Raw genomic sequence first — 13,042 nt, 5'->3', positions numbered from 1 at the left:
AAGCACACCTTCCTTGTCCGCGACCTCCATGTTCACGTAGTAGCGCGTGAGGATGTCGCCCATCGGGGCGACCTTGAGCTTGGCGTACTTGGACTCGCGGGGGCCGCGGCCGCCGTGAACCTTGTTGCGCGCAGCCATCACCAGGTCACCCATCACCGCGGAAGCGGTGGGGGCGCCGCCTGCGCCCTGGCCGTAGAACATGAGCCGGCCGGCGTTCTCTGCTTCCACGACAACGGCGTTGAACGCGCCGTTGACCGAGGCCAGCGGATGGCTGAGCGGAACCAGCGCCGGGTACACGCGAGCGGAAATCCGCTCCTTGCCCTTGGGCGTGACGATGCGCTCGCAGATCGAGAGCAACTTGATCGTGCAGTCGAGTGCCTTCGCCGAAGCCAGGTCGGCGGAGGTGATCGTGGAGATTCCTTCGCGGTACACGTCCGCGGCAGTGACGCGGGTGTGGAACGCGATCGACGCGAGGATCGCTGCCTTCGCCGCGGCGTCGTAGCCTTCGACGTCCGCGGTCGGGTCGGCTTCCGCGTATCCGAGTCGTCCGGCTTCGGCCAAGGTCTCTTCGTAGTCGGCGCCGGTCTCGTCCATCGCCGAAAGGATGAAGTTGGTGGTGCCGTTCACGATTCCGGCGACCTTGTTGACACGGTCTCCGGCCAACGACTGTGTGAGCGGGCGGATCACGGGGATCGCACCGGCAACAGCGGCCTCGAAGTACAGGTCGACAGAGTTGGCCTCTGCAGCCTCCGCCAATTCACCGGTGTGGTCCGCGAGCAGCGCCTTGTTGGCGGTCACGACCGACTTGCCGGAGTTGAGGGAAGAGAGAATCAGCTTGCGAGGGAGCTCGATTCCACCGATCACCTCGACCACGATGTCGACGTCGTCACGACCGACCAGGGACTCGGCGTCCGTCGTCTGCAGTTCCTCGGGAATTCCGCGGTCCGAGCCGATACGGCGGACGGCAACCCCCCGCAGTTCCAACGGGGCGCCGACGCGAGCTTCGAGTTCCTCGGCCTGCTCACGAATGATCCGGACGACCTCGCTCCCGACGTTGCCGAGGCCGAGAACGGCCACACCGATAGCGCGATGCGCCGATTCGCTCGTCACTGCGATACCTCCAAGCTGAGCAGATCTTCCACTGTTTCCCTCCGCAGAATCACGCGTGAGACTCCGTCACGCACCGCCACCACGGCTGGGCGGGTGAGCAGGTTGTACCTGCTCGACATCGAATAGCAGTATGCACCGGTCGCTGCTACCGCTAGTAAATCACCGGGCCCGACGTCCTCGGGCATCCAGGTGTCCCGAATGACCACGTCACCGGACTCGCAGTGCTTACCGACGATACGTGCAACGACGGGATCAGCCTCGGAAGGTCGCGAAACCAACTTGGCTTCGTACTCCGCACCGTAGAGGGACGTGCGGATGTTGTCGCTCATCCCGCCGTCGACGCTGATGTAGCGGCGTGTCAGCGAGCTACCCACCGTGACGTCCTTGATGGTGCCGACCTCGTAGAGCGTCACCGTGCCAGGTCCGGCGATGGCGCGGCCGGGTTCGACGGCAAGCGTCGGCTCCGGCAATCCGGCCAGTGCTGACTCGTTGCGCACGATGTGGCCGAGCTTTGCTGCCAGTTCGTCGACGGGCGGCGGGTCGTCGGAGGGGATATACGAGATCCCCATGCCGCCGCCGAGGTCGATGATCGAAATCTGCTTGGTCTTCTCGACGCCGAACTCGGTGACGACGTCGCGGAGCAAACCGATCACGCGGTGCGCTGCCACCTCGAAACCGTCGACGTCGAAGATCTGCGAACCGATGTGGCTGTGCAGGCCGACCAGGCGCAAGTTGTCGGCAGCGAAGACGCGACGGACCGCGTCGATCGCCGCTCCCCCGGCCAGCGAGAAACCGAACTTCTGGTCCTCGTGTGCGGTGGAGATGAATTCGTGAGTATGCGCTTCGACGCCGACGGTCAGTCGGATCAACACGTCCTGAACGACACCGGCCTCACCGGCGACACGATCGAGTCGGTCGATCTCGATCGACGAGTCTAGCACGACGTGTCCGACGCCCGCGGCGACGCCAGCGGCCAGTTCGGCGACTGACTTGTTGTTGCCGTGCATGGCAATTCGCTCGGCCGGGAAGTCCGCGTGCAACGCGATCGCCAGTTCGCCGCCGGAGCAGACGTCGAGCGAGAGGCCTTCGTCGGCGACCCAGCGTGCGATCTCGCCACAGAGAAATGCCTTGGATGCGTAGTGCACCTTGGCATCCGGGCCGAAGGCGCGGGCCATGTCACGGCAGCGCGAGCGGAAGTCGTCCTCGTCGATGACGAACAGCGGAGTGCCGTACTTCTCGGCAAGTTCACCGACCTTGACACCCGCGAGGGTCACTTCACCGTCGTCGCCGCGAGAAGCGTTGCGCGGCCACACCTGCGGTGAGAGTTCGCCAAAGGCTTCGGGGCTGGTCGGACGGTCGGGCAAGCCGGGGGCCTGCAACTGCTCGGCATGCTTGGGGCCGGCGGGGTGCGCGTTCACATTTGCTCCGGTGCGGTGACGCCGAGCAGTTCGAGACCGTTGGCCAGGACCTGTCGGGTGGCGGCGCAGAGAGCCAGACGCGCGCGGTGCACGTCGGTGGCGTCCTCGTCGCCTTGCGGAAGGATGCGGCACGCGCCGTAGAAGCGGTGGTACGCACCCGCGAGTTCTTCGAGGTAGCGGGCAATACGGTGCGGCTCACGCAGATTCGCAGCGCTCGACACGACGCGTGGGTACTCGCCGATCGTGCGGATGAGGTCACCCTCCTGCTCGACGGTGAGCAGGGCGAGGTTGCTCGCGTCGGCGGACAGACCGAGGTCTGCGGCGTTCCGAGCGATCGCCGAGAGGCGTGCGTGCGCGTACTGCACGTAGTAGACGGGGTTCTCGCTGCTGGTCTTGGTCCACAGGTCGAGGTCGATGTCGATGCTCGAGTCGACCGACGAGCGGATCATGACGTAACGCGAGGCGTCGACGCCGATTGCCTCGACCAGGTCGTCGAGGGTGATGACGGTGCCTGCACGCTTGCTCATCTTGACGGCAGTGCCGTCCTTGACGAGGTTGACCATCTGGCCGATCAGCACGTCGACGGTGTCCGGATCGTCGCCGAATGCGGCAGCGGCAGCCTTGAGACGGCCGATGTAACCGTGATGGTCGGCGCCGAGCATGTAGATACAGAGGTCGAACCCACGGGCGCGCTTGTTCTGGAAGTAGGCGATGTCACCGGCGATGTAGGCGGCGTTGCCATCGCTCTTGATGACGACGCGGTCCTTGTCGTCGCCGTAGTCGGTGCTCTTGAGCCACCACGCACCGTCTTCGTGGAAGAGGTTGCCCGAACCCTTGAGGGATTCGACGGCCTTCTCGACCGCACCGGATTCGAAGAGCGAGTTCTCGTGGAAGTAGACGTCGAAGTCGACGCCGAAGTCGTGCAGGGTCTGCTTGATGTGCGTGAACATCAATTCGACGCCGATGGCGCGGAAGGTTTCCTGCTGCTCGTCGGCAGGCAGATCCATGACGTCGGGACGCTGCTTCAGAACCGAGGCGGCGATGTCGGCGATGTATGCACCGGCGTAACCGTCTTCGGGAGCAGGTTCACCCTTCGCTGCAGCGATCAGCGAACGCGAGAAGCGGTCGATCTGGGCACCGTGATCGTTGAAGTAGTACTCACGTGTTACCAAACCACCCTGCGCGGACAGAATGCGTCCGAGCGCGTCTCCGACTGCGGCCCAACGGGTTCCACCGAGGTGAATCGGTCCGGTGGGGTTGGCGGAGACGAATTCGAGGTTGATCTTCTTGCCGGCGAGGGAGTCACCCGAGCCGTACGACGCACCGGCTTCGAGAACCGACACGACGATCGCGCCCTGGGCGTCCTTGTCCAACCGAATGTTGAGGAAGCCGGGCCCGGCGATCTCGGCGGATTCGATTCCGTCGGCAGCAGTGAGGGCTTCGGCGATCCAGCCCGCCAGCTCGCGGGGATTGGTGCCGACCTTCTTGGCTACCTGCATGGCAATGTTGGTGGCGTAATCGCCGTGCTCGGGGTTGCGTGGTCGCTCGACGGTGAGGGTTTCGGGTAGCACGGATACGTCGAGGCCACGATCGGCAAGGACGCTCGCTGCGGTTCCGCGGAGCAGTTCGGCAAGGTCAGCTGGAGTCACAGGTATTCATCCTATTGCCTGCACACCGGAAGTGGAGACTCGCCTCACGCCTCGCTCTCCGTGAACGTGCGCGGGGCCGCTGTGGCGTGTCGCACGCCACTCTCAAAGTTTGCCCTCAGACTCGGAAAGTACAGTGGTAATGCCCGAGCTACCACCGCGTACCTTCATGCGCGGGCGCGCCACACCTCAAGCCCACACACCGAAAGAGCCCAATCGATGCCAAGCGGTTCCGATAGTCGCGGTCCCAACAAGAACTCCGGGGCCAAATCAGCCAAGGCCATCAAGGCCGCCAACAAGAACAGTCGGCCGGCCAAGAAGGGCAAGGGCGGCGTCCCCGCTCCCCGCCAGATCCCCTGGCTGTCGATCGGCGCCGGTGTGGCTGTGCTCGCACTCATCGCCGTGCTCGGTATCAATCTGTGGCCCAAGGTCGAGGAGCGGCAGGCCCTCGAGCCGTACAAGTACAGCTCCGAGAACAAGGATCCGTCCGACAAGATCGACGGCGTCCTCAAGATCGAGTACCCGGCCGGCCAGCACGTCGATTCCACTCAGCGCGTGGCGTACGACCAGACCCCGCCGTTCGGTGGCCCGCACGACGCCACCTGGGCTAACTGCACCGGAACCGTGTACGCCGACCCGATTCGCACCGAGAACGCCGTCCACTCGCTCGAGCACGGCGCCATCTGGATCACGTACAACCCCGATCTCGTCGACCAGGACCAGATCGACAGTCTCGCCGGACGCGTGAACGGCAAGTCCTACATGCTGATGTCGCCGTACCCCGGTCAGAGCAGCCCCATTTCTCTGCAGTCGTGGGGCCATCGCCTCGAGATCGACAAGGCCGACGACGATCGCATCGATCAGTTCATCACTGCGCTGAACCAGAACCCGAACGTCTACCCCGAGGTCGGCGCGAGCTGCACCAACCCGCTGTTCACTCCGTCGACGTCGCCGTTCGATCCGACACCTCCGGGCGCCGACGCCATCCAGATGGACGGCACGGGCGCTACCCCGGCCACCGACGAACAGATTCCCGCCGGTGGATAGTTCGACGAACACCGATCAGTCTTCGAAGCCGAGTCAGCGCACCGCACTGCTGATCATCGGTCTGATCGGCGCGATCGCCGTCGGTTTTGCGCTCGGCGCACTGACCAATCTCCTCGGACCCGACGCGAAGTCGTCACTGACCGTTCCGGCATCGGATTCGGTGGACGTCGGATTCGCGCAGGACATGAGCGTGCATCACAGCCAGGCCGTGGACATGGCGTCGATCGCTCTGACGAAGTCCACCGACAACGACGTACGCACGCTGGCGTTCGACATCTTGACCACGCAGCAGAACCAGCTCGGTCAGATGCAGGCGTGGCTGACCATGTGGGATCAGCCGCTGTCCAAGGTGGGCCCGTACATGGAGTGGATGTCGTCGGATTCGGGCTCCGGCCATGGATCGCACGGGACTTCGGCCACGATGGACATGAGTCATTCCGGGCCGGTCGACACCATGCCCGGCATGGCGTCCCCCGAGGACCTTGCGGCTCTCCGCGCAGCGGAAGGTCTGCAACTCGACACCTTGTTCCTGCAGCTGATGCTTCGTCACCACGAGGGTGGGCTTCCGATGATGGAGTACGCAGCAGCCGACGCCACCGAGGGGCCGGTGCGCAGCCTGGCGCAGACGATGGTCAACACGCAGCAGAGCGAGTCCAAGCTGATGACCGACATGTTGGCAGCTCGCGGCGCAGTGCCACTGCCCATGAACTGAGCAGAACTGAACTGAGCCGAAATTGTTCAGACCCAACTGGGCCTGGTCCTGAATTTCAGGACCAGGTCCAGTTTTCTACTTCCGGCATGTCTTCGAGGTGCTCGACGATGTAACGCGAGTGCTTTTCGAGCTGTGTGCGGCAGAACTCCGCCAACTCGGACGCCCCGGCCGGCCGACGCTTGGAGCGTCGTAGCGCCTCGATCACCAGGTGGTAGCGGCTCATCTTGTTGAGGACAACCATGTCGAACGGTGTTGTGGTTGTTCCCTGTTCACTGAATCCGCGAACGTGGAAGCGCTCGGGACTCGGACGCCCGTGAATCAGTTCGTGCACGGCACGCGAGTATCCGTGGAATGCGAACACGACGTCGGTCTGCGCGGAGAACAGATCGAGGAAGACCCGCTCCCCGAATCCGTGGGGATGCTCGGTTGGCGTCAGCAAGGCCATCAGATCGACGACGTTGACGACGCGGGTGATCAGTTCGGGTGTGTGATCGCGCAGCAACTGTGCAGCAGCCAGGATCTCCTGCGTCGGCACATCTCCCGCGGCGGCCAGGACCACGTCCGGTTCCTGTCCGCGTGCTTCGGTTCCGGCCCATTCCCAGACCGAAGCGCCCGCCGCGCAGTGCTCGTGCGCTTGCTCGAGCGTGAGGTACTGCAGGTGCGGTTGCTTGTCCACGACTATCAGGTTGACGTGGTCGGTACTACGCAGGCAGTGGTCCGAGATCGAGAGCAAGGTGTTGGAATCCGGCGGCAGCCACACGCGGATCACACTGGGTGCCAAGGGAATAACGGCGTCGATCATGCCGGGGCCCTGATGACTGAATCCGTTGTGATCGTTGCGCCAGCACGTACTGGTCAGCAGCACGTTGAGCGAAGGAACAGACGCCCGCCACGGCAGGTCGACGGCATGTTGGAGCCACTTGGCGTGCTGGATGAGCATCGACACGCTCACCATCGCAAATGCTTCGTAGCTCGCGAACATCCCGTGTCGGCCCGACAGCAGATAGCCCTCGAGCCATCCCTCGCAGAGGTGCTCGCTGAGGACCTCCATGACACGACCGTCCGCGGACAGCCCGTCGTCGTAGTCGGTGATCGGCAGTTGCCAGCAGCGATCGGTTGTCTCGAATACGGCGCCGAGGCGATTGCTCGACGTCTCGTCCGGGCAGAAGAGTCGGAAGATCCCGCCGCTGTCCTCGGTTTCCGTGGCGGCGTAGATGTCGCGCAGAAGCTCGCCGAGAACTCGCGTCGTCTCGTGGAAGGTCGAACCCGGGGATTGGATGGGAAGCGCGTACTTTTCGAGCGGCGGCATCGGGAGATCGACGCGAAGTCGTCCACCGTTCGCGTAGGGAGTGCTCCCCATGCGCTTGTCCCCCGTCGGCGACAGCGCCGCCAGTTCCGCGACGAGTGATCCGTTGGCGTCGAACAACTCGTCCGGACGGTACGACCGCATCCACTCTTCGAGTTGCCGCAGATGTGATTCGTTGCTTCGCACGCCGGACAACGGCACCTGGTGCGCACGATGTGTGCCCTCGACCAAGATTCCGTCGACGGTGTGTGGACCGGTCCATCCTTTCGGCGTCCGCAACACGATTGCCGGCCACGAACCCGTCCACTCCTCTCCGCGGCGTGCGGCACCCTGCATCTCGCGGATCTTCTCGTGCGCCTGCGAGATCGCTTGATACAGCTGGGGAAACACCGCGTCGGGGTCGTCACCGGAGACGACGATCGGCGCCCACCCCTGTCCACCGAGGTAAGCCTGGATGTCTTCGTCGCTGCTGCGTCCGTAGACCGTCGGCCCGGCGATCTTGGCACCGTTCACGTGCAGGATCGGCAGCACCGCGCCGTCGCGTCGTGGATTCAGGAACGCCGGGAGCTTCCACGAGCCGGACAACGGCCCGGTCTCCGCTTCGCCGTCGCCGATCACACAGGCCACCACGAGGTTCGGATGATCGAAGGCAGCGCCGGCCGCATGGGCAAGGGCGTAGCCGAGCTCGCCGCCTTCGTGGATGCTTCCGGGTGTCTGCACACTCACATGGCTGGGCACTCCGCCGGGAGCGGAGAATCGCCGACACATCCGGTGGATGCCCTCGGCGTCGTCCGAGACTTCCGGATAGATCTCCGAGTACGTTCCCTCGAGATATGTCGACGCGACCAGCGCCGGACCGCCGTGCCCGGGACCCGTCACGTAAAGCCAGTCTGCGCCGGTGGCGACGATGTGCCGATTGAGGAGCGTGTAGATCATCGACAAGCCCGGGCTGGTCCCCCAGTGCCCGAGCAGTCGGGGCTTGATGTGCTCGGCACGCAACGGTTCACGCAGAAGCGTGTTGTCCTTCAGATAGATCTGCGCGACGGTCAGGTAGTTGGCCGCTGCCCACCACTTCAGGTCGAGCGCGAGCTGGTCTTCGGAATAGTGGTGATCGGTCATCAACGACTCCCGTACCTCACGAGGGTGCCCGAGCAGTCCGCCCGAGCCTGTGCTCAGAGCCGAGCCTAGGCGTAAAAAGCATCCGAGTCAGTCGGTACAGATGATTCGACGACCATGGTCCCCGGCCGCATCCTCGACAGCCTCCATGCCGAGACGGGTGCCGGTTTGGTCTTGTCCCCCCGTGATGCGCTACGCTAACGCAGCCCAATCGGCACACCGAGTATTCGGTGCGCCCCCGTAGCTCAGGGGATAGAGCGTTCGCCTCCGGAGCGAAAGGTCGCAGGTTCGAATCCTGCCGGGGGCACCACGAAGACGCAGGTCAGCGATTGATCGTTCGACTTCTTCGCGGTGCCACACCAAAATATTCAGGGCCATCTATCCGACTACTGTCGATCTCATGCCTCGCATCGATCCCGCTCCCACGTACACGATGCGTCAGCTGGCCGCGTTTGTCGCGGTAGCCGAGACCGGAACGATCAGTGCCGCGGCCGAGCGCCTGCACCTCTCTCCTTCCGCCCTGTCCGCGGCGCTCACCGAACTCGAACGCGCGCTCAAAGTTCAACTGTGCGTTCGCCGGCGCTCATTCGGCATTCAACTCACCCGCACCGGTGAAGCGGTTCTGGTGCGCGCCCGGGCGCTACTTCAGCAAGCCGGGGAACTCGAATCCGATGCGCTCGGAACCGGCGGAAGCGTGTCGGGGCCCATCGCGATCGGCTGTTATCCCGCTCTGGGGCCGACGGTGTTGCCGTCGATGATCGCCGGGTTCACCCGTGAGAATCCTGACGCGCAGGTGGAGTTCCGCGAGGACACTCAGAATCGGCTCCAGACACATCTCGAGAACGGCGAGTTGGACCTCGCGATCGCTTACGACCTGGACCTGTCTCCACAATTGCGCACAGTTCCGTTGGCCATCCGCGAACCCTTGATCGTCCTGGGTGCAGAACACCCACTCGCGCGGTCCGAGCGACCGATCCATCTTCCGGACCTCGCGGAACACCCGATGGTTCTCCTCGACGCGCCGCCGAGCACCAAACACGCGCTCGACGTCTGTCGCGCAGGCGGATTCGCCCCGAAGGTTGCCTACAGAACTGCGAACTTCGAGACGGCGCGAGCATTTGTCGGCCGTGGCCTCGGCTGGACGCTGCTACTCCAGCGGCCCAAGATCGACGTCACTTACGAGGGGCTCGAGGTGGTCGTCAAGACCATCGCTTCCCCCGCAGTGCCGTCGGTGCACGTAGTTCTCGCTTGGCACCAGAACACTCGCCTCAGCCGCGTCGCACGCGCTTTCATAGAATTCGTTTCACCCTCAGAACCTGCCCAATAGTCCCGCTACCAGGCAGCGGAGCTGGTTCCACGTATTTTCCGTGCAAGAACCTCCAATTCTTTCGCTTTTCAATTGTTGTGGCGCACGTCATTGTTTCTTCAAGCCACATTCATCTCGAAAGGCACTTCATGACCTCCATCGCCTCACCGACCGCAACGCGCGCCGCCGCGACGGTCAAGGCGCGTAAGGCCGCCCTCGGCAGCTTTGTCGGCACCGCCATCGAGTGGTACGACTTCTTCATCTACGGCACCGCCGCCGCACTCGTGCTCGGCAAGCAGTTCTTCCCCGGCACGTCCGATCTGGCCGGCACCCTCGCCGCCTTCGCCACCCTCGCCGTCGGATTCGTCGCGCGTCCCATCGGCGGAATCGTGATGGGCCACTTCGGCGACCGCATCGGACGCAAATCCATGTTGGTCACCTCGTTGATGCTGATGGGCTGCGCCACCGTTGCCATCGGGCTGCTACCCAACTACGCCGCTATCGGCGTCTTTGCCCCCATACTCCTGGTGACCTTGCGATTCGTTCAGGGACTCGGTGTCGGCGGCGAGTGGGGCGGCGCAGTTCTGGTCGCCACCGAAAACGCACCGGAGGGCAGGAAGGGGCTGTACGGCAGCGCACCACAAATCGGTGTTCCCGCAGGCGTACTGGTGGCCAATCTCGTCTATCTCCCCCTCGCCGCCTTCATGGACGACGATGCATTCAACTCCTGGGGATGGCGAATCCCGTTCCTGCTCAGCGCAGTTCTGGTGGGCGTCGCGATGTGGATCCGTCTCGGCCTCGAGGAAAGTGACGAGTTCACCGCGTCGAAGTCCGAGGCACCGGCGGAGTCCATGCCGATTCTCGAGGTTCTCACCAGACACTGGAAGACTGTGCTCCTCGCCGGTGGAACCTTCATCGCCACCAACGGAATCGCGTACGCGTACATGGTTTACGTCCTCAAGTACGGCGAGACCGAACTCGGCTTCAGCAAGACCACGATGCTCTTCCTTCTCATCGCATCCTGCCCGTTCTGGATGGCGGGAATGGCTTTCAGCGCTCACAAGTCGGACACTCTCGGACGCCGGACCGTCTACATCCGCAGTTCGATCACCCTGGTAGTGGCGGCAGCGGTGTTCTTTCCGCTGATCGACACAGCGATCGTTCCGGTGATGCTCGTATCGATGATCGCCCTCGGCTTCACGCTCGGCTGCTGCGCCGGCCCACAAGCGGCACTGTTCGCCGAATTGTTCCCCGCACACATCCGCTACAGCGGAGCGTCACTCGGATACCAGATCGGCGCAATCCTCGGCGGCGGTCTGGCCCCGATGATCGCCACCGCGCTCTACGCCGCCTTCGACACCTCGTTCGCCATCACCGTCTACTTCGTGATCATTGCCGTGATCAGCCTGGTTTCCATCCTGCTACTCCCGGAACCTCAACTGATCCCGAAAAACACTGCCGCACAGAAAGCCTCGTGACCATGTCGACCTACTTTCATCCGAAGAAGTACGCACCCGAGGACTTCGCTTCCCTGGCGCCTTCGGCCGACGCACTTCCCGTCGTGATCGTCGGAGCCGGCCCCGTCGGCATGGGCGTAGCCATGGGCTTGGCGCAGCGCGGCATTGCCGTCACGATTCTCGAAGCGGCCGATCAGGTCTCGTTCGGCAGTCGCGCAATCTGCGTGTCACGCCACAGCCTCGAAGTTGCCGAACGCCTCGGCTTCGGTGCCGAGCTCGAAGACATCGTTCTGCCGTGGGTGGGTGGTCGGAGTTACTACCGCGATCAGGAAGTACTGCAGTTCCGCATGGCATCCGCCGAGCACGACGCGCGTGGACCCATGGTCAACGTCTCGCAATCCGAGTTCGAGCAGATCATGACCGACAAGCTGCTCGCTCACCCACTGGTGAACTTCCACTGGTCGTCGTCGATCGCCGGCATCTCCGTCGGTGACGACGAGGTGACTCTGACCGTCGACACCGCGTTCGGAACCCGCGAACTGCGCGCGGCGTGGGTCGTTGCCGCCGACGGTGGACGCAGCAAGATGCGCGAACTCAGCGGAATCCGCTTGCAGGGCAACAGCTACGAGGGCAACTATGTCATTGCCGACATTCATTGGGAATCGGAACTCCCGGCCGAGCGTCTGGTGTGGTTCGACGCACCCAGCAACCCGGGGTCCACGATCATCATGCATCGCCAACCACGGGACATCTGGCGCATCGACTACCAGCTCGACACCTCAGACGATCCGGAAGCGGAGACGCAAGAAGATCGCATCCGTGACCGCATCACGCGTCATCTCGAATGGCTCCAGAGCGACATCCCCTGGACCCTGGAATGGTTCGGCTTCTACCGCGCCCACGCACTCGCTCTGGAAGATTTCACTCACGGCCGTGTGCTTTTTGCCGGCGACGCCGCGCATCTCGTTCCGATCTTCGGTGTTCGCGGCCTGAACTCGGGCATGGAAGACGCCGAGACCTTGGTGTGGCAACTAGCCGCCGTCATCAACGGAGCTGCCGATTCCACCATCCTCGACGCGTATTCGAAGGAACGTCGCAGCGCGTGGCAGCAGAACGTCGACAACGCAGGCAAGTCGACGCTCATCATGTCGCCGGGAAGTCACGGCTACCGAACCACCCGCGATGCCGTACTCGAACTCGCCACCAAGCGAAGCGAATTCGCGCACCTCATCAACCCGCGCCAGTCGAGTGCGACGCACGCCCGTCTCTCGCCGCTGACGTGGCCCACAGCTGCGGGCGCCGAGGGCGTACTACCCGGGGATCCGCTGGAGGACAGAGTCGTCCAGGTCTCGGCGGACGGTTCGAAAACCTCCTTGAACAGTCTGCGCGGTACTGGATTCGGCCTGCTGGCTTTCGGACTGTCAGCTGAGCTGGTATCCGAGCTCGACACGCAAGCCGAGATTCTCGCTCAGGCCCTTGCACCGGAAACCGTACGGGTGACCACCGCGGGAACTAACGACTCCACGATTCGCGATGCCGAAGGCAATCTCGCATCTGCCCTCGGTGCTCGTGTCGGCGAGATCTTCGTGATTCGGCCCGACGGATTGGTGCTGTGCCGCATCAGCGATCCCACGCAATTGAACGACGTGGCCAAGCACCTCACCGCCGGCACTGCGCCGACGCACTTCGATACGGCACAGTCGGCGACAACTGCAGTGATCGACGACGAGGGCCACCGCGAACACGTCTGGTTGGCACTGTCGAATGCACTGGATCAGGCTGATCCGTCCGACCGCGAAGCCATGTTGGTGCGCCTTGCCTTGATTCTCGGTTCGCAAGCTACGTCGACGAGCTTCGACGTAGCACTGAAAGACGCTGCCCTGAAAGACGCTGCCCTGAAATCTGCCACCCGATAGTTCAGACA

At 63.6% G+C, this 13,042-nt stretch carries 9 protein-coding genes and 1 tRNA gene; 6 read left to right on the top strand and 4 right to left on the bottom strand.

The annotated features are described in order from the left end of the window. The 3 genes from RWT78_RS10365 to argS all read right to left on the bottom strand — a co-directional run. On the bottom strand, positions 1-1,110 hold a 1,110-nt coding region (locus tag RWT78_RS10365; protein WP_314675527.1), incomplete at its 3' end, for a homoserine dehydrogenase. Further along, complete coding sequence (lysA, locus tag RWT78_RS10360; protein ID WP_314675526.1) at positions 1,107-2,528, bottom strand: diaminopimelate decarboxylase; 1,422 nt, start codon at positions 2,526-2,528, stop codon at positions 1,107-1,109. The genes RWT78_RS10365 and lysA, both read right to left, overlap by 4 nt. Beyond that, the gene (argS, locus tag RWT78_RS10355) at positions 2,525-4,177 is read right to left on the bottom strand and encodes an arginine--tRNA ligase (protein WP_314675525.1); all 1,653 of its coding nucleotides are present in this window, start codon (positions 4,175-4,177) and stop codon (positions 2,525-2,527) included. The genes lysA and argS overlap by 4 nt, the downstream gene beginning before the upstream one ends. 216 nt (positions 4,178-4,393) lie before the next feature. Here argS and RWT78_RS10350 point away from each other — a divergent pair, with 216 nt between their 5' ends. Further along, the gene (locus RWT78_RS10350; protein WP_003941378.1) at positions 4,394-5,221 is read left to right on the top strand and encodes a DUF3105 domain-containing protein; all 828 of its coding nucleotides are present in this window, start codon (positions 4,394-4,396) and stop codon (positions 5,219-5,221) included. Then, positions 5,214-5,933 (top strand): DUF305 domain-containing protein, encoded by a 720-nt coding sequence (locus tag RWT78_RS10345; protein ID WP_030537330.1) that lies wholly within the window; start codon positions 5,214-5,216, stop codon positions 5,931-5,933. The genes RWT78_RS10350 and RWT78_RS10345 overlap by 8 nt, the downstream gene beginning before the upstream one ends. A 55-nt stretch (positions 5,934-5,988) precedes the next feature. Here the strand turns inward: RWT78_RS10345 and RWT78_RS10340 are convergent, their stop codons facing one another. Continuing rightward, positions 5,989-8,358 (bottom strand): phosphoketolase family protein, encoded by a 2,370-nt coding sequence (locus RWT78_RS10340; protein WP_314675524.1) that lies wholly within the window; start codon positions 8,356-8,358, stop codon positions 5,989-5,991. A 231-nt stretch (positions 8,359-8,589) separates the two neighbouring features. On the opposite strand from RWT78_RS10340, the gene RWT78_RS10335 reads away from it, so the two are divergent. The 4 genes from RWT78_RS10335 to RWT78_RS10320 all read left to right on the top strand — a co-directional run bounded on the left by RWT78_RS10335 (position 8,590) and on the right by RWT78_RS10320 (position 13,034). Then, positions 8,590-8,665, top strand: a tRNA-Arg gene (locus RWT78_RS10335). Positions 8,666-8,755: 90 nt separating this feature from the next. Beyond that, positions 8,756-9,682, top strand: a complete 927-nt coding sequence (locus RWT78_RS10330) for a LysR substrate-binding domain-containing protein (RefSeq protein ID WP_042445544.1) — start codon at positions 8,756-8,758, stop codon at positions 9,680-9,682. A 128-nt stretch (positions 9,683-9,810) separates the two neighbouring features. Continuing rightward, positions 9,811-11,139: an MFS transporter gene (locus RWT78_RS10325; RefSeq protein WP_075833726.1), complete on the top strand. Its 1,329-nt coding sequence runs from the start codon at positions 9,811-9,813 to the stop codon at positions 11,137-11,139. Positions 11,140-11,141: 2 nt separating this feature from the next. Continuing rightward, positions 11,142-13,034 carry an FAD-dependent monooxygenase gene (locus RWT78_RS10320; protein ID WP_314675529.1) on the top strand — a complete coding sequence of 631 codons (1,893 nt, stop codon included), beginning with the start codon at positions 11,142-11,144 and terminating at the stop codon, positions 13,032-13,034. Positions 13,035-13,042: the final 8 nt, after the last annotated feature.

This window comes from uncultured Rhodococcus sp., assembly GCF_963525155.1.
In the GTDB taxonomy this organism is placed as follows: domain Bacteria; phylum Actinomycetota; class Actinomycetes; order Mycobacteriales; family Mycobacteriaceae; genus Rhodococcus_F; species Rhodococcus_F qingshengii.
The sequence above is the reverse complement of the archived record's forward strand: the minus strand, read 5'-3'. Positions and strand labels throughout refer to the sequence as shown.